Source organism: Dyadobacter sp. CY345 (genome assembly GCF_021502725.1).
Taxonomy (GTDB): domain Bacteria; phylum Bacteroidota; class Bacteroidia; order Cytophagales; family Spirosomataceae; genus Dyadobacter.
Genome location: NZ_JAKFFS010000001.1, coordinates 750565 through 768601, shown reverse-complemented (window position 1 = coordinate 768601; position 18037 = coordinate 750565). Strand labels below are relative to the sequence as shown.

13 protein-coding genes are annotated in these 18037 nt (G+C 40.5%); 9 read left to right on the top strand and 4 right to left on the bottom strand.

The genetic code is table 11. From position 1 onward, the window contains the following. Positions 1-39 precede the first annotated feature (39 nt). Entirely contained in the window at positions 40-1659 is a 1620-nt protein-coding gene (locus L0657_RS03285; protein WP_235148966.1) for a hypothetical protein, read from the bottom strand. A 278-nt stretch (positions 1660-1937) separates the two neighbouring features. Here L0657_RS03285 and L0657_RS03280 point away from each other — a divergent pair, with 278 nt between their 5' ends. From L0657_RS03280 to L0657_RS03270, 3 genes are all read left to right on the top strand, one after another. Then, complete coding sequence (locus L0657_RS03280) at positions 1938-3260, top strand: pitrilysin family protein (protein ID WP_235148965.1); 1323 nt, start codon at positions 1938-1940, stop codon at positions 3258-3260. A 38-nt stretch (positions 3261-3298) separates the two neighbouring features. Then, positions 3299-4675 carry a pitrilysin family protein gene (locus L0657_RS03275; RefSeq protein ID WP_235148964.1) on the top strand — a complete coding sequence of 459 codons (1377 nt, stop codon included), beginning with the start codon at positions 3299-3301 and terminating at the stop codon, positions 4673-4675. Between the two features lie 110 nt (positions 4676-4785). Then, positions 4786-5649, top strand: coding sequence for a sugar phosphate isomerase/epimerase (locus tag L0657_RS03270; protein WP_235148963.1), 864 nt, complete (start codon positions 4786-4788; stop codon positions 5647-5649). A 135-nt stretch (positions 5650-5784) separates the two neighbouring features. Here L0657_RS03270 and L0657_RS03265 read toward each other — a convergent pair whose 3' ends face one another. The 3 genes from L0657_RS03265 to L0657_RS03255 all read right to left on the bottom strand — a co-directional run bounded on the left by L0657_RS03265 (position 5785) and on the right by L0657_RS03255 (position 8757). Then, positions 5785-6171, bottom strand: a complete 387-nt coding sequence (locus L0657_RS03265) for a GxxExxY protein (protein ID WP_235148962.1) — start codon at positions 6169-6171, stop codon at positions 5785-5787. Between the two features lie 111 nt (positions 6172-6282). After that, positions 6283-7317, bottom strand: a complete 1035-nt coding sequence (locus L0657_RS03260) for a hypothetical protein (RefSeq protein WP_235148961.1) — start codon at positions 7315-7317, stop codon at positions 6283-6285. 12 nt (positions 7318-7329) lie between these two features. Beyond that, complete coding sequence (locus L0657_RS03255) at positions 7330-8757, bottom strand: MBOAT family protein (RefSeq protein ID WP_235148960.1); 1428 nt, start codon at positions 8755-8757, stop codon at positions 7330-7332. 276 nt (positions 8758-9033) lie between these two features. Here L0657_RS03255 and L0657_RS03250 point away from each other — a divergent pair, with 276 nt between their 5' ends. From L0657_RS03250 to L0657_RS03225, 6 genes are all read left to right on the top strand, one after another. After that, positions 9034-9990, top strand: coding sequence for an isopenicillin N synthase family oxygenase (locus L0657_RS03250; RefSeq protein WP_235148959.1), 957 nt, complete (start codon positions 9034-9036; stop codon positions 9988-9990). 12 nt (positions 9991-10002) lie between these two features. After that, a complete protein-coding gene (chrA, locus tag L0657_RS03245) occupies positions 10003-11190 on the top strand; it encodes a chromate efflux transporter (RefSeq protein WP_235148958.1) in 1188 nt (395 codons plus the stop codon). Positions 11191-11287: 97 nt separating this feature from the next. Further along, positions 11288-14260 (top strand): glycoside hydrolase family 3 N-terminal domain-containing protein, encoded by a 2973-nt coding sequence (locus L0657_RS03240; protein WP_235148957.1) that lies wholly within the window; start codon positions 11288-11290, stop codon positions 14258-14260. A gap of 89 nt (positions 14261-14349) precedes the next feature. Next, positions 14350-15291, top strand: a complete 942-nt coding sequence (locus tag L0657_RS03235; RefSeq protein ID WP_235148956.1) for a M20/M25/M40 family metallo-hydrolase — start codon at positions 14350-14352, stop codon at positions 15289-15291. Positions 15292-15408: 117 nt separating this feature from the next. After that, positions 15409-16959, top strand: coding sequence for an alpha,alpha-trehalase TreA (treA, locus tag L0657_RS03230; RefSeq protein ID WP_235148955.1), 1551 nt, complete (start codon positions 15409-15411; stop codon positions 16957-16959). 237 nt (positions 16960-17196) lie between these two features. After that, complete coding sequence (locus L0657_RS03225) at positions 17197-17985, top strand: PhzF family phenazine biosynthesis protein (protein WP_235148954.1); 789 nt, start codon at positions 17197-17199, stop codon at positions 17983-17985. Positions 17986-18037: the final 52 nt, after the last annotated feature.

The window sequence follows — 18037 nt, the reverse complement described above, 5'->3', positions numbered from 1 at the left end:
ATTTTGCGAAGCCCTTTATTATTTACTAGCCCAGAAACTTTACTTCTTCTGATACGCTCTTTTGAATATTCTCACTTTGCCTTTCTTCACCGGAGCAGAATAATTGATTTTATTTTTGCCTTGCACTAATCCCTCACAATCACCTGCTACAACAGTTTCAACCGAAGTATATACCGTGGTCGCCCAGTTTGGTATTTTGATGTTTGAGATTTCACTGTTCAAATCAAGTTTTGATGCGTCGCAATCATCTCTTTTAACAGTTCCTAACAAATGGTATTGCGAAATTGTTTTCGAAACCGTGTCAACCGGACAGATACAGCCTACGCAAGATGTTGGCGATTTACCGTATTTAACGCGTTTAACTTTAACCTTTTTATAAGCATAAACTTCCAGGAAGCATTGTTTGAAGCAACTCGGAACTTTGATTTTAACCGTGTCAGGACTTTGAACCGCAAAACCCGTTGTGCTAGGTTCACTGATACAAGATGCGCAGGTAGAAATTTGCTGACTTTGCACGGTAACATAATACTGACCTTCAACCGGACGGCCTGTAACCGGATTTACGTAAGCTGCCGGCCAAGCCATCTTTGTTTCTTTCTGGCAAACAACTTGCGCGATGACCGTATCCATTCCGCCATTTAGCTGATGCAGACGAGCTGTAAAAGTTTCACTTTTTGTACTATCCAAAATCGTGCGGCTTTTCCAACTGATGTTGATACTATCTGCTTTTGTAGAATCAAGTGTACTGAAAATCATACCTTTAATTGACTTACCATTGATCATTAATTCCAGATCAGGTACTTCGCAAATTAATGGTGGAGTTGGGGCTTTTGGAACAGGAATATCACGTACAAAATTACGACGGAACGCAAGTCCGGCTGTGAAACCGCCATGTTTACGTTGGTAACTGTAAATGGTCGCGCCAGGGAATATGTAATTAACTTTCGTTCTAAATCCCGCTGCTTCTACCCCCCAGGACCAAAGCCCTTTTTTACTTGGGAAAAACAGACCTAACGTAGCCAAAAATCCGGCATGATAGCGCTTATCCGTTGCAGTGACAGAATAAATATTATTGGATGTCGCCTCGTCATAGACAAAAATCGCCGCAGGCGTTGTCCTGAAAAGACCGCCACGGACAGATGCTTCGATAAAAGGTGATCTCGTTTTCTTGCCAAATGCATAACTCAGAACAGGACCGACTGCCAGATAATTATCCTCGGAAGAACCTTTTTTTATCACTGCGCCAGTAGAACCCGATTCCGCAACGATCCGACCCAGGAAATCATCCAGGTCGTTTCTTAAAAAAAACATTTGCAAACCGGCAACCGCACCTACGCCAAATTTTAGTTGTTTCTTTTCTTTTGCTTTGAAGAAATAATCCGCATTCAAACCTGCGTGAAACCCAATTCCATTGAACAAAGATTTATCTCTGTATTTATCCGAATTAAAGGTACTCGACCATCTGCCGCAAAACGCTACGGCGGGCCCAATAAATCCGCCAACGCGCCAAGGACTTATTTTTTGCTCAATCGCAATCGTGTCACATCCACCGGCAGGATTTGGACAATTTACGTTTGCATTATTTTGACCGAAAGCCAGGGAATGCATCAGGATGCAGACCACGAAGGAGAGCATTTTAAGTAAAAATAGTTTTTTCATAAAGTAATAATTAATGAGTAAGTGGAAGTAATATTTGTTGTCGGTCAGTATATTAACACTAATGACGTCAAAATACAGTGATAGTAACAATCTTGGCGCAGTTTATTTTTTGCAACTTATTTAACGTACTAAATTGCATAAAAAACTAACTATCAGTGACTTGCAAATAACTACCAAAAGCTCAGTTCAGAATGAGTCAAACTTTACCATTCATCAAATTGCAGTTTACCATTTGAGTTTTTTGATTATTATTACAAAACAAATTTTGAAATTTCTATATGAGGCTACGTAAACTATTGCTCGGAGCAGCGATGATGGCTGGTATTGGTATGGCCAATGCGCAAAGCAAATCCGAGGATGTTAAAACATTCACCCTTGCCAACGGCATGAAATTCCTGGTTCTGGAAGACCACTCCATACCAAATGCCAATATGTATTTGTTTTGGAAGGTTGGTTCGAGAAATGAGGTGCATGGCATCACGGGCTTGTCTCATTTCTTCGAACATATGATGTTCAATGGTTCCAAAAATTACGGCCCCAAACAATTTGACCGCGTGATGGAGGCCAGCGGTGGTTCCAATAATGCTTACACGAGCGAGAACGTGACAGTATATACCGACTGGTTTCAGAAAGATGCTTTGGAGACAATTTTTAAATTGGAATCAGACAGAATATCGGACCTGACAATCGATCCAAAAATGGTGGAAAGCGAGCGCGGCGTTGTGTTATCGGAAAGAAGTACAGGCCTGGAAAACAGCAATTATCAGTTATTGGGTGAGCTTGTCCAATCAGTTGCATTCCAAGAGCATCCCTATATGTTTCCTGTGATTGGATTTGAATCAGATATCAAAAGCTGGACGCAAAGCGATCTTGAAAATTATTTTAAAACCTATTATTCACCTAACAATGCGACGGTGGTAGTGGTCGGCGATATTACGGTCGATCAGGTCCGTAAGCTGGCAGATCAATATATGGCGCCCATTGCCGCGAGAGGTTTACCCCCTAAAATTCGCACTGTTGAACCTGAACAAAATGGTGAGCGTCGCGTAACTACGTATAAAGATATTACGACACCAAACGTCCTTTTGTCTTACCATACACCGCAAACCGGTCACGAGGATTATTACGCTCTGGATCTGTTCAGCAGTTTGCTGACGTCAGGCAATTCCTCCCGTTTGGTAAAATCGCTGGTCATGGATACCACGATCGCCTCGCAGGTTTATACCTTTATGAGTGAAAATTTCGATCCTGGATTATTCAATGTGTATGCGATTGCAGGAGATAGTATCTCAGCAGGTGATCTGGAAAAATCGATTCTAGCACAAATCGATAATGTTATTAAAAATGGCGTTACTGAAAATGAGCTGCAAAAAGTAAAAAACCAGAAACTGATGGAGTTTTACAGGAATATGGAAACCATTAACGGGAAGGCAAACAGCATGGGAACTTATGAAGTTTTCTTTGGTGATTTTAAAAAAATGTATGACGCGCCAAAACTATACGAGAAGGTAACCATTGACGATATCAAGAGGGTTGCAACAAAATATTTTACAGAAAGGAACAGAACGGTTGGATATCTCTTACCAGACAAGAAAGCCTGAAATTTCTTTTTATAAACTTCGATTTTTAAAAATTAAGCATGAAAAATATACTATTCTTTCTTCTGGCATTGACAACGCTTTCCGCATCTGCGCAGGGTAGTTTTAAAGTACCGAAATACGAAAAATTTCAACTCAAAAATGGACTTACTGTCTATCTCATGGAACAACATGAAGTTCCGATGGTAAATTTTTCTGCGGTTTTTGATGCCGGTTCAATAAACGACGGCGATCAATATGGTCTTGCAAGTCTTACCGCTGACGCTTTGGTGTTTGGCACAAAAAAATACACAAAGTCTCAGATTGAAGAAATAACGGATTTTGTCGGGGCAAATTTATCGACGGCTGCGGGTAAAGAAGGTGCGAGCGTTTATTCGTCTTTTGCAGTAAAAGATCAGGACAAATTATTTGATGTTTTACAGCAGGTAATCATGCATCCTGTTTTTGATCCGACAGAATTTGAGAAGCATAAACAACGTTCATTGCTGGAATTATCTCAGATAAAGGAAAGCCCTCGCAGCGTGATTGGGAATTATTTCAATGGTTTTATTTTTGATAAACATCCATACGCAAATCCAACGACTGGCACAAAATCGACTGTTGAGAAAACTTCGGTTGAGGATGTAAAGAAATTTTACGAGACCAATTATACAACAGGAAAAGGTGCCATTGCAATTGTCGGTGATTTTAAAACTGCTGATATGAAGAAGCGTATCAGCACCCTTTTTGGAGGATGGAAAACAGCAGAAGCGAGAATGATCAAACGCGCCGTGCCAGATATGAATTTTGAAAAAAGCCGCGTACTTCTGGTGAACAAGGACGATGCCCGCGAGACCACATTTTATATTGGCGGAAAAGGAATTCCATATAGTTCGCCTGATTACATTCCTGTTTTGGTTGTGAACACCGTTTTGGGAGGTCGATTTACCTCTTGGCTTAATGATGCACTTCGTGTTAATTCAGGACTCACCTATGGTGCAAGCAGCCGTTTTAGCAGGTATAAAATGGCAGGAACGTTTGTGGTTAGCACTTTTACAAAAAACGCATCAACGGTTCCGGCAATTGATATGGCGCTGTGCGTTCTTGATAGCCTTCATAAAACCGGTATTGATGAGCAAGTGCTAGCCTCCGCAAAATCGTATGTGAAAGGAGATTTTCCGCCAAATTATGAATCTGCCGGAGCACTTGCAGGATTATTGACGGATATGTTCATTTATAATTTCGATGAAAACTTTATCAATACTTTCCAGGCAAAAGTGGATGGTTTGACAACTGCGCAGGCCAAAAGTATCATTCAGCAATATTTCCCGAAAAATAATCTGCAATTTGTAATGGTGGGTAAAGCTTCCGAAATAAAGGAGCAGGTGAAAAAATATGGAGAAATAACTGAAAAGGAAATTAAGGCAGACGGGTATTAAATTGCATCTATACCAGGAATGTCAATTTTATACAGTATTTCTGTTGCCAAAGCTTCTTTTCGTTCTGGCACAAAACACATGTCATATTTTAATCTACTTACTTCAACCATATGAGTAAAATCGTAAATTTTTCTAATATCCTGATTGCCTTCGTACTCTTTCAAAGCAGCAGCTACGCACAATCCGGTGAGCCACTTTATACCAAACCAATAGGTGCTCAGGCCTATACTTTCCGTTCGAGTTTTCCAAAAGGCATTGAAGCTACACTTGATTCAATTCAGGCTTTCGGTATAACAGAACTTGAAGGCGGACCGCAAAAGGGAATGACTACGGCTGAATTGAGAAAGCAACTGGATAAAAGAAATATCAAAATGCCGTCCATTGGCGCGGGATATGAATCGCTGGTGAGCAATCCGCAGGAGACTATCGACAACGCGAAAATCCTTGGAGCAAACTTTGTGATGGTTGCCTGGATTCCTCATGAAAAAGGAAATTTTAACTTGGAAACAGCAAAGAAAGCTGTCTCAGATTTTAATAAAGCAGGAAAAATTTTGAAAGAAAACGGTATAACACTTTGTTACCATAATCATGGATATGAGTTCGTCCCTTATGAAGACGGAACTCTGTTCGATTATATCGTCAAAAACACTAATCCCGAATACGTATCCTTCGAAATGGATGTGTTGTGGACTGTCTTTCCGGGTCAGGATCCTGTCAAACTACTCGATAAATACGGTAGTCGCTGGAAGTTGATGCACCTAAAAGATTTACGAAAAGGCGTTAAAGGAGACTTGTCGGGAGGAACTCCGGTCGAAAATGATGTGGCCTTAGGAACAGGTCAAATCGATATCCCCGGTGTACTGAAAGCCGCCAAAAAAGCCGGAATCAAACATTACTTCATAGAAGATGAAAGCCCATCATTTATGAAACAAGTGCCCCAAACCATCGCTTACATCAAAAGTTTAAAAGAATAAATTACCATTCTATTTTTCTACCACCTGAGACATATAAGGTTTCATCTAAGTTTGTTTTCCATTTCTCTTAGCTTTCCTTAAATGTCTTAGGCGGTAGATAAAAAGCTAAAATATTCAAAGCAGGTTACGGTAGAATTAGTTTACGTATGGTTTTTTGCCATTTTGAATGATGTTGGTGCAATTGAAATTGATTAAAAGTCCTTTCGGAGTTTTTAGCAACTTCATATAAGTCAGCAATTGTGCTTCGTGTATCGGCAGGATTGAATCTACTGCCTTGATTTCCATTACCAGACAATTATTAATTAAAAAATCGACACGCAGGGCTGTATCCAGATGAAAGCCTTTGTAGACAACATCAATGGTATGCTCCGGCGAGAAAAGGATTTGTCTTAAACGTAGTTCATGCGCAAGACATTCTTGATATACACTTTCCAAAAGCCCAGGACCAAGATGTTTGTGGACATCAATACAAGCGCCAGTAATTTGGTATTCCAGATCATCCAGATATTTTTTCGTTACCATAATCGCTACCATTTAAAACATCCCAGATTTAACTAAGTTTTAATGGTTTAGACTTGCGTCAGTTGATATGGTAACAAATTCCAGTTTTTTCTATAAGTCAGTAGCTGCTTTTTAATCCTCCCACTCCCTTACCAACTGGTTAACTGTTTTCAACCAGTAACGCTGACCTTTTATTGTCCAGTGCCCGTCTCCTAAATGATACCATTCCGGGTGACTGCGGATTGTATCCTGTATCGAAAGAATCGGCGTTCGAAGTTTCGGATGTGTTTCTATCCTCGAAATTTGGTTGTTATATGGAAAGCGGTCATTTTCGCAAACCGTTACTTTGTTTGGAACGAAACAAAAATACACCTCATCAAATCCCGCTCCTTTATAATAATCGCGAATGTTGTTCATGTTATTTACAATCGTATCAACCGATCCGGGTGAAATATTATAAAAAGGAGACAATCCATTTTTCCTGTCCGCTTCGATATTGTAAAATAGATATTCATGATTTCTGGAAATGATCGCTCCGGTATGTGTCCTGTCAAACCAGGATAACATGATTTTTGATTTCAACTCTTTTAATTTCAGGAATGGGTCATAATTAAATAGCAAAAATTCTATTCGCTGATTGATCTGATCGCCAAATTTATCCCACCAGAACGACGGTTCCTCCGCTGCTTCCTCAGGAGCTTTTGGCCTCAATTTTCCCTCAATCTGAAATCCCTTATCAAAATACAATGCTTTATAGTCACTTCGCAATCGCTCCTGAATTGTTCTTTCAATCACCTCAATAACCAGAATTGACTTTTTTGATGTGTCGAGTTTTACAGTATCAATATAGGCACCCAACCAGATGTGAAAGTTTTTACGTCCTGCGTAAAAGCTTGTATCCATCGGTGTGAAACTATCTCCAATCGTATAGAGATCAACATTCTGCGATTTTACTTTTGGTTTATCCGACGGTAAAAGCGTTGCATTTTTTTTATAATCAAGCTCCTTAAACTTTCTCAGATTTGAAGTATTGTACAGATCACCAAATCGATATTGGTCAGGAATCCAGCCTTTGGCAGCGATTTTTCTTTGTAAAACCGGCGACAAACTGATCACGAAAATAATCCCGGACACAAACAGTGCGACATATCGGACTAAACTATTCATATATCCCATAGCCTAAAATTGGAAATAGATAAACTGATTGCTTGTAAAAACCCCAAACAGATAACAGCAGAGGCAAGTGATAGTGAATAAGATCCAGAACATTTTTGTATCCGGAACATATTTGGCAAAAAATTTATCCTTAACCATCAGCAGAATCAATAGAGCCAGGGAGAAAATAAATTCGCCGCTGTTCATGGCAAGTTCAGGGATTTCGTAAGCAGAGAAGGTGAATATTTTTTCAATGATCTGAAAGGCCTCTGAAACACTATTTGCCCGAAAAAATATCCACGCCAGCGCGACAAGCAAAAATGTCCAGATAATATGAAATATCCTGACTGGCAGAGGCCCGCCCTTTCCGGCATGATCAGGGCGGAAAATCGCATGCGTATTGAAAATTTGTGCCAGGATCAGATATACTCCATGAATACAACCCCAGATTATAAATTTCCAGTCGGCACCGTGCCACAAACCGCTAAGCAGAAAGATAGTCATCGTGTTAAAATAAACTCTGCTTTTGGATCTTCTATTTCCGCCGAGAGGAATGTATACGTAATCACGAAACCACGTTGAGAGCGAGATATGCCACCGTTTCCAGAATTCTGAAATGGATTCTGCGAAATACGGTGCATTAAAGTTTGTCATAAGTTTGAAACCCATAACTCTCGCCGTTCCGATCGCGATGTCGGAGTAACCTGAGAAATCACAGTAAATTTGAAAACAATAGAAAAATGTTGCTATCAACAAAGCCGCCGGACCTTGATTTTTAACATCTGCATAGGCTGGATCCGTTACGAGCGCAAGTCGGTCAGCTATCACAACCTTTTTGAACATTCCCCAGGCAATCAGCGTGAGCCCGGTTCTAACATTTTCCCAGTCATAAGCGAATTTTTCCCGAAACTGCCATAACACGTTTTGAGGACGTTCGATCGGCCCTGCTACGAGTTGCGGGTAAAAAAGTACGTATAATGAATAAATTCCGAAGTTATATTCAGCTTTCTGGTTTCCCCGGTAGACTTCAATGGTATAACTCATGGACTGAAACGTGTGAAATGACAGTCCGATCGGCAGTATAAGCGCGGGAAACATTTCTCTTAAAGGCGGCATTTCATTTTTCTGCCCAATAAGTTGCAGCGCGTAAGTAATGTTGTTGTTGAGGAAATCGAAATATTTGAAAAAAGCGAGAAATCCAACGTTCGCAACGAGACTTAATATCAAAATAAACAGCCGCTTTCGACCTTGGGCATTTTCTATCCAGATTCCCGCGAAATAATCTATGACAATAACAACACCCAGAATTACAAGATAAACCGGAATAAACGAAGCGTAAAAATAGGCACTCGCTGCGAGCAAGAGTACCCACCGGAATTTGTAGGGAAGGGTATAATAAAAGGTTGTTACAAAAATAAAAAATAGTAAGAAATGTAATGAATTAAAGAGCATTTGCTTTTAAAGTATACGTTGTTGTTTAATCCAAATTTGAATATCAGACCTCAAATCGGTATTAAATCAGGCGTAAATATAGAGCTATCCCTTAAATAATCGAACTTCGTTCATTTTGTAACAACACAATTTCTATTATCAATACCAGAATTTACATACCTGACATAAATTTATACTCAACAAACTACGGTCGTCAAGCGTATGAGGGGATTGAATGTTCAGGAAATTTAGTTGCATGAACAACAGATTGTTTTATACTTTGCATAAAAAAGAATTATGGAACCTGCATTATTAGAAGAAGTGCCGTCCCTGGACCTGTCAGATTTTACCTCAGGAGATGCGCAAAAAAAAGCAAAATTTGTTGCGGACCTTGGTTCTGCATTTACCAATATAGGATTTGTTGCGATTAAGAATCATGGACTTAGCGATGATTTAAGAATAAAACTCTACGATATCGTACAGCGTTTTTTCTCCTTTTCTGAGCCGGAAAAAAAGAAATACGAGTTTCCGGAATTGTTTGGACAACGGGGTTATATTGGAAAAGGAAAGGAAACTGCCAAAGGTTTTAAAGTCGCAGATTTAAAGGAATTCTACCACGTAGGTCAGCCTGAACCGATTGGTGATATGGCGAAAAACGTATTTCCGACAGAGCTTCCTGAATTTGAGCAATATACTGTTGAAGTGTATAAAACTTTTGAAAATGCCGGCAAAACGTTGCTTCGCGCTATTGCTGTTTACCTCGGCCTTTCCGAAGATTATTTTGAAGATAAAGTAAAAAATGGCGACAGCATCCTTCGTGCGCTTCATTATTTCCCTATTGAAAATCCTGATTTAGTACCTGATGGCGCGGTTAGAGCTGCGGCGCATGGTGATATCAATCTGATCACATTACTCATGGGTGCAAGTGCGGAAGGTCTGGAAGTTTTGCGACGCGACGGTAAGTGGATTGCAATTACAGCGCTTCCTGATCAGATTGTCGTTAATGTTGGCGATATGCTTGACCGCCTGACGAACCATAAATTAAAATCAACTATTCATCGGGTTGTCAATCCGCCGCGTGAAAAAATGGGTACTTCGCGTTTTTCAATTCCATTTTTCATGCACCCCCGCGCAGATATGAATCTGGCGAGTCTGGAAAGCTGCGTGAGCACTGAATTTCCTAAAATGTATGTAAATATGACTGCCGGAGAATTTCTGGATGAGCGTTTACGTGAATTGGGATTAAAAAAATAATCACCCACGCTCTTGAACCATCCGATTCGGCGATTTCGATACATCATTTACCTACTGGACATCCTTTTGCTGTCGTTCACAGCATTTGGAGGTCCACAGGTTCACCTTATGATGATGATCGAGCGGCTCGTAAAAAAGCGCAGATATATCACAGAAGAGGAATTGCTGGAATTACAGGCGCTATGCCAGGTATTACCGGGCCCAAGTTCGACACAAACTGTTACTGCAATTGGTCTGAAAATCGGCGGGCAGCCCCTCGCCTATCTGACTTTGCTTGTGTGGTCCTTACCAGCTATGCTGCTGATGACCCTGGCGGCCATTGGTATTCATATGCTTGAACAGAAGCAAATATCGTTGTCTTTTACCAAATTCGTAGGGCCAATGGCTGTTGCATTTCTGATGCACGGCGGCTACGCAATTGCCCGTAAAGTAATTCATAATTTTCAAGGCTGGTCTTTTTTGATCATTTCTACGATCCTCGCTTATTTATTTCCATCGCCATATATGACGCCACTGCTGATTATTTCCGGCGGAGTGGCGGCTTCGCTGAATTTCAGAAAGCATGAAAAAATGGAGCGTGGGCCGATACGGATCACCTGGCGACCGATTATTTTCTGGATATCTGTTTTAATCGTAGCTGCGGGAATTGGTACAGTCACAAAATCACTACCCGTCCGTTTGTTTGAAAATTTTTATCGTAACGGAAGCCTGGTTTTCGGAGGCGGACAAGTTTTAATTCCAATCCTTTATAACGAATTTGTAGAATTTAAACATTATTTGACCGACCAGGAATTCCTTTCCGGAATGGCTCTGACGCAAGTTGTTCCCGGACCTGTTTTTTCAATAGCAACCTATGTTGGCAGTTTATCGATGCAGGAATTTGGTATCACCGGCCAAATCATTGGCGGCTTTGTTGCCACAGCCGGAATTTTCCTGCCGGGCACATTCTTCATATTTTTCGCTTATCCGATCTGGGACCAACTGAAAAAATTTCGTGGGATTCGTGCTTCTCTTAATGGAATTCATGCCACAAGCTGCGGACTTACGATAGCTGCCGCGGTATCCATGTTCGAACCGATGGCGACTAACTGGCAATCTGTACTCACCGTCGCCGGCACATTACTTATACTGTTTTTTACAAAATTCCCATCCTATATTTTAATTCTCGCCGGTCTTCTTCTTGGCCTTGCATTCGCCTGAATAGTTTAAACTTAGCGAACATCTAAAAATAGTAAGCTTTGTTTAAGTCCGTTTTTTTCCAAACTTTGGAAACTCGATACTATTTCTATTCCGATTCATGAAAAAAGCTATAATTTTCTTCGTATTTCAATTTTTACTGTTTGCGATTCACACGGTTCAGGCACAAACTACAACGCCTCCTCAATTTTTAAATAAAAATCGACAATGGGTTGATTCTGTTTTTGCCACCTTAACTCCCGACGAGCGGATTTCTCAATTAATTATGGTAGCCGCGGTTTCGGATGTGAAGCGGGCCGTAATTGATCCTAAAACGAGCAATCCCGCCGTGATCGAAAAACTGATCAAAGAAAATAGAATTGGCGGAGTAGTATTTTTCCAGGGCGGACCCGTACCTCAGGCAAAGCTTACAAATTATTACCAGTCAATTTCCAAAGTGCCTCTATTAGTGGCAATGGACGCTGAATTCGGTCTTGCGATGCGCATCGACAGCACGGTTCGTTATCCATATCAGATGACTTTGGGTGCCATTCAGGGAAATGATGACTTGATTTACCAGATGGGAAAAGAGCTGGCGCAGCAAGCCAAAAGGCTTGGAATGCATATCAATTTTGCACCGGTAGCGGATATCAATAACAACCCCAACAATCCGGTGATCAGCTTCCGTTCTTTTGGAGAAAATAAATATAAAGTTGCTGAAAAGGCCGTTGCTTATATGAAAGGAATGCAGGATAACGGTCTGTTAACCAGCGCAAAACATTTCCCGGGACATGGTGATACAGGTGTTGATTCTCATTACGATCTTCCACTGATCAATCATAATATTACCAGATTGGACACTTTGGAATTGTATCCTTTCAAAGTCCTTATGAACAATGGCTTATCGGGAATGATGATCGCGCATTTGAGCATTCCTGCGTTGGATAACACACCGAATCTGCCTTCTACATTATCCAAGCCGATTGTTACAGACCTTCTTCGTAACAAACTGGGATATCAGGGTTTGATTTATTCTGATGCGATGAACATGAAGGGCGTTACAAAATATTTTGCAGATGGAAAGGCGGATGCAATGGGACTGGAAGCAGGAATGGATATTCTGGAATTTACAGAAGACGTTTCCAAGGCCGTTGCAGAAATCAAAAAAAGTATCTCGGAAGGCCGGATTTCGCAGGCCGAAATAGATTTTCGTTGCAAGAAAGTTCTGGAAGCCAAAGCCTGGGTTGGTTTGAATCATTACAAACCTGTCGATCTGACAAACCTTTATGAAGATCTGAACCCAAAATCGGCAGAATTAACAAACCGGTTGTTAACTGAAAAAGCGTTGACCGTTTTGAAAAATGATGGCAACATACTTCCGCTGCGTGAACTTGATACGCTAAAAATTGCATCAATATCTCTGGGCGCTGATTCGATAACAACTTTCCAAAACACACTCGGGTTATATACCAAAGTAGACCATTTTGTCATTCCTGCCAAAGCGACTCCTCAACAAATTGAAGCCGTTCGTGCGAAAGTGAAAGACTATAACCTTTTATTGGTTGGTTTGCATTTAAGCAGTATTTCGCCGCGCGTTAATTATGGATTGACGGAGCAGATGAGCGCCATGTTACAGGAGCTTATGGCAACGAAAAAGGCAGTCGTTTCTGTGTTTGGAAATCCTTATGTTTTAAATAAAATTACAACGCCGGAAGCTGCAAAAGCACTGGTTATGGCCTATCAGCTGACACCTTTCACACAGGATCTTTCTGCGCAATTAATATTTGGAGCAATCCCGGCAAGAGGGAAACTGCCGGTTACAGTCAATGCGAAATTTCCGTATGCGCTGGGTATCGATACGCCTGCTTTGGAACGCTTGAAATATACCATTCCTGAAGAGCTTGGTATGGATTCAAAATTGATAACTTTCAAGATTGATTCTATTGCAAATCTGGCCATTACGGCCAAAGCAACGCCTGGCTGTGTAGTACAACTTGCGAAAGATGGAAAAGTGTTTTTCAGAAAAGCTTATGGAAAACATACTTACGAAGGTTTAGCGACGGTGAAACTGACCGATTTATATGACCTGGCGTCCGTCACCAAAATTACAGCTTCAACCCTTGCCTTGATGAGTTTGTATGATCAAAAGAAGTTTGACCTGGATGCCACGATGAAGGATTATCTGCCTGATTTCAAAAAATCAAACAAAGCAGATTTGTCATGGCGACGTATTCTGACCCATAGTGCGCGTTTGAAATCTTATATTATGTTCTGGAAAGAAGTTAAAAATCCGGATGGAACTTTGAAAAAGAAACTTTTCAGCACGAAGCAGTCAGCAAAATATCCGACTTCGGTCGTAGGCGACAGTCTTTTTCTTCGTAAAAATTATGGCAAAAAATTATATAAAGAGATTGCTGAGTCACCATTAAATCCTGAGGAAGGTTATGTTTATAGTGATTTGTCCTTCATACTTTATCCACAAATCGTAAAAAGTCTGACCGGCGTAGAATTTGAGGATTATCTTAAAAACAATTTCTATAAAAAATTGGGTGCTACCTCACTTACTTTTAATCCGAGACGTTTTTATAATCTGGATCAGATCGTTCCTACTGAGCGTGATACCTTCTTCCGTCAAACATTAATTCATGGACAAGTTCATGATGAAGCAGCTGCTTTGCTAGGTGGATTAAGTGGCCATGCAGGACTTTTTGGAGATGCTAATGACGTCATGAAAGTTTGGCAGATGTATTTACAGAAAGGTTATTATGGAGGAAAACAATTGTTAAGCAAAGATGCCCTATTCGAATTCACCCGTTATCAATACCCTGAAATGGGAAGTCGCCGCGGTTTAGGATTTGATAAGCCTTCTTTTAAATTCACAGGGAACGCGCCAAAGTATGCACACCCGGTGAGTTTCGGTCATACCGGTTTTACGGGTATAATGGTATGGGCTGATCCCTCGGTAAATCTGAATTATGTTTTTCTTTCCAACCGGGTTTATCCGACAAGAGATAACCCAAAAGTCTCGTCGCTTAATACTCGTACAGCTATCATGGACGTTATTTACGATGAGCTAAGAAAAATTAAGAAGTAATTTTTCTATTAATCAAATAATCAGGGAGGTTCTGCGGGGCCTCCCTCTCTATTTTACCATTGCCTGATCATCCTTCAATTTTACTGCTAATGAAATACCTTTTTTCGACTCTTTTTTTATTCTCGATTATTAATGTCTCGGCGCAAACGATTTCTCCTTCACCTGAAATTATTTCAAAACATATATACAAACTTGCTTCCGACAAAATGAAAGGCCGCGGGACAGGAGGTAAGGAAAATGCAAAAGCGGCGTCTTACGTCGAAAAAGAATTTAAAAAATATAAATTAAAGCCTTTGGGCACGGATGGTTTCAGGCAGGAATTTATTGCAAAAGTCCGGCGTGTTGTTGTTCCGGATAGTTTACGCAAAACTCAGAATGTGATCGGCTTCTTGGATAACGGCGCAGAATTCACAATTGTAATCGGTGCGCATTTTGATCATCTGGGACTAGGAAACCAGGGAAGTTCAAAAGATGACCATCCTGAGGGAAAAATACACAATGGGGCAGACGACAATGCTTCTGGCGTTGCGGGTTTGCTGGAATTGGCACGTTATTTTTCGGGTAACGATACCAAGGAACCCTACAACTTTCTTTTCATAGCATTCGGTGCGGAAGAGTTGGGACTTTTAGGATCGAAACATTTTGTGAACAATCCCACCCTGCCGTTAAGCAAAATCAGCTTTATGTGTAACATGGATATGATCGGCAGATATAACCCCGACCGAGGTGTCGGAATCGGTGGTTTTGGAACGAGTGATCAGTGGCCGGAAATTTTCAAACCTGTAAAAAGTGATATTAAATTTTTTACAGACGCAGCCGGCAGCGGAGGTTCAGATCACGGCTCATTTTATGCCAAACAAATTCCGGTTTTATTTTTCCATACCGGAGGGCATGATGACTATCACAAACCAACTGACGACGCTGAAAAGGTTGATTTTAAGGCAGAAGCTGGAATTTTAAATATTGAATTTCAGATCATCCAAAGTGCAATGATGTTGCCAAAATTAAAGTTTACCGAAGTAAAAAACTGATTATAAAAAGTTTAGAAATAAATTCGATCCGATTATTTTGACTGTAAATTGGTACCTTTATCATATGCGGTCATCCGTTGATTTAAATAAAATTTGAACTTTAAAATTCCATAAGATTTGTTCGGATTCATTGCCTCTACGGTTACATTTGGTCAGTCTCTCACATCTCCGGAAGAGTTGTTTGGCAACTTTTTTAGTGATGTTCAAAATAGTCATATTTTCAAAGATTCGAAAACCTTTGCGGATTGTATCCCTTTGGAAGATCCTGTTTTAATTATAGAAAAGTATCACCACGAAAAAAACGATCCTGAATTTAATCTGGATAAATTCGTGCATGATCATTTCAAAATTCCAGCTGAAATTAAGGTGGAGTATACGCCCGATACGGATTTAACAACCGAACAGCATATCAGAAAACTTTGGCCCTACCTTACCCGTCAGCCGGAAAGCCAGGAGCGAGGAGGCTCGCTGATCCCTTTGCCACATCCATACGTGGTTCCAGGTGGACGATTCCGGGAAATATATTACTGGGATAGTTATTTTACTATGCTTGGGCTGAAAGAATGCGGCAGGGTTGATCTGATCGAAAATATGGTCAACAACTTTTCATATCTGATCAATGAGTTCGGCCATGTCCCGACTGGAAACCGTACTTATTATTTAAGCCGCTCTCAGCCGCCATTCTTTTCACTAATGGTGCGACTTTACAGCGAAATGGAAGGAAAGAAAATTTTAAAAAAATATCTTCCTCAGATGCAGCGTGAGTATGATTACTGGATGGATGAAGGGAACTCTTCAAAGGAAGATTTTACCGCATATCGCCGCGTGGTTCGATTGCCAAATGGCGTTTTATTAAATCGTTACTGGGATGACAAATCAACACCTCGCCCGGAAGCCTACAAGGAAGATATTGAATTGGCAGATGAGGCTGTGGAGCGTCATAACGTTTCTCCGGAATCTGTCTATCGCCATCTTCGCGCTGCCGCAGAATCCGGATGGGATTTTAGTAGCCGGTGGTTTCAGGATGAAAATGATTTTTCATCGATCCAGACGACGGATATTCTGCCGATCGATTTAAACTGCCTTATGCATCATCTTGAGAAAACGCTGGCGGAAGCATACCTTCTCAATGAAGATTATGAAAATTTCAATCTTTATGAGAGTAAAGCAAATATGAGATCCGAGGCGGTGGAAAAATATTTTTGGGACGAAAGTCGCAATTATTATATGGACTACAATTTCGTAAAAATGGATTTTACAAAAGCTGTTACATTGGCAGGGACTTTTCCGTTGTTTTTTAAACTGGCAAAAAAACAACAGTCGCATTATGTCAGAAAATACATAAGGTTGCAATTCATGCGTTCCGGAGGTTTGCTAACCACTGCGGTCAAATCCGGACAGCAATGGGATGCGCCAAATGGCTGGGCACCTTTACAATGGATCACTTATAAGGGACTTAGGAATTATAATTTCCATAAAACTGCCAATGAACTGAGCGACGAATGGTTGTCTTTGAATGAAAAAGAATTCAAGAGAACGGGAAAAATGATGGAAAAATATAACGTTTCTGATACGAACCTTGAAGCTGGTGGCGGAGAATACGACATCCAGGAGGGCTTTGGCTGGACCAACGGCGTTTATTTACGTATGAAAAACAGGAGACGTTAAAGTTTATTTAAGTTGTTGAACAATTCGTGAGAAAAGATTCGTTTAAGTGTGGCTTGGCTTATTGAAATAGAATTAAACGTATACTAATTGACATTCCTGAAATGATCATGGTTGGATTGATAATATCAGAACCTAATCAGATTTTAATAAATTTCTTGAAAAATTCCATTCACGACTACGTTTTATAGAAAAAAAAATTAATACCTTGGAATAAATTAACACCCTGGCCCAAAATAGATGAAACTAAATATATATCAAATAGACGCATTTACCGATCAGCTTTTTGCTGGCAACCCAGCTGCGGTTGTTCCTCTAGAAAATTGGTTGCCGAATGAAACATTGCAAGATATTGCTGCGGAAAACAATCTTGCAGAAACCGCATTTTACGTCCCAACAGAAAATGGGTATCACATTCGATGGTTCACACCTTTTCTGGAAGTCGAGCTTTGCGGACATGCTACGCTCGCTTCTGCCTACGTCATTTTCAATATTCAGGGTTATGAAGGTGATCTTATTAAATTTGAATCTCTGAGTGGCGAATTGACCGTACTTTGCAAGGATAATTGGTTGACATTAAATTTTCCTGTTGACCAGTACCACATCGCAGTGCCGCCTCCGGCCTTGATGGAAGGATTACGGGATGCGGTAATATTGGAAGTATACAAAGGCAAAACAGACTACATGGTCGTTTTAGATACAGAAGCGGAAGTTCGAGATCTTGATTTTGATATAATCGTCCTTTCGACGATCCCTGCAAGAGGGATTATCGTCACCGCACCTGGCGACGATGTTGATTTCGTATCTCGGTTCTTTGCCCCGCAGTCAGGTGTTGATGAGGATCCGGTAACAGGTTCGGCACATACAACATTAATTCCTTATTGGTCTGAAAAACTTGAAAAAACAAACCTTACTGCAAAACAACTTTCGAAACGTGGTGGCTTTCTAAAATGTGATATTGACGGTGAACGCGTTAATATCGGAGGCCAGGCGCGTTTATATTTAAGTGGACAAATTGAAACTGATTAATTGTTAAAACTTCATAAAAAGGGTAGTCATTTTCAGAGTTAAAAACCTGAGA

Excerpts from the sequence above, each read along its gene's own strand:
- L0657_RS03250 (WP_235148959.1), top strand. The coding sequence starts at position 9,034 with ATGGAACCTGCATTATTAGAAGAAGTGCCGTCCCTGGACCTGTCAGAT.
- L0657_RS03235 (WP_235148956.1), top strand. The coding sequence starts at position 14,350 with ATGAAATACCTTTTTTCGACTCTTTTTTTATTCTCGATTATTAATGTC.
- L0657_RS03285 (WP_235148966.1), bottom strand. The coding sequence starts at position 1,659 with ATGAAAAAACTATTTTTACTTAAAATGCTCTCCTTCGTGGTCTGCATC.
- L0657_RS03275 (WP_235148964.1), top strand. The coding sequence starts at position 3,299 with ATGAAAAATATACTATTCTTTCTTCTGGCATTGACAACGCTTTCCGCA.
- L0657_RS03255 (WP_235148960.1), bottom strand. The coding sequence starts at position 8,757 with ATGCTCTTTAATTCATTACATTTCTTACTATTTTTTATTTTTGTAACA.
- L0657_RS03265 (WP_235148962.1), bottom strand. The coding sequence starts at position 6,171 with ATGGTAACGAAAAAATATCTGGATGATCTGGAATACCAAATTACTGGC.
- L0657_RS03240 (WP_235148957.1), top strand. The coding sequence starts at position 11,288 with ATGAAAAAAGCTATAATTTTCTTCGTATTTCAATTTTTACTGTTTGCG.
- L0657_RS03280 (WP_235148965.1), top strand. The coding sequence starts at position 1,938 with ATGAGGCTACGTAAACTATTGCTCGGAGCAGCGATGATGGCTGGTATT.
- L0657_RS03225 (WP_235148954.1), top strand. The coding sequence starts at position 17,197 with ATGAAACTAAATATATATCAAATAGACGCATTTACCGATCAGCTTTTT.
- L0657_RS03260 (WP_235148961.1), bottom strand. The coding sequence starts at position 7,317 with ATGAATAGTTTAGTCCGATATGTCGCACTGTTTGTGTCCGGGATTATT.
- L0657_RS03270 (WP_235148963.1), top strand. The coding sequence starts at position 4,786 with ATGAGTAAAATCGTAAATTTTTCTAATATCCTGATTGCCTTCGTACTC.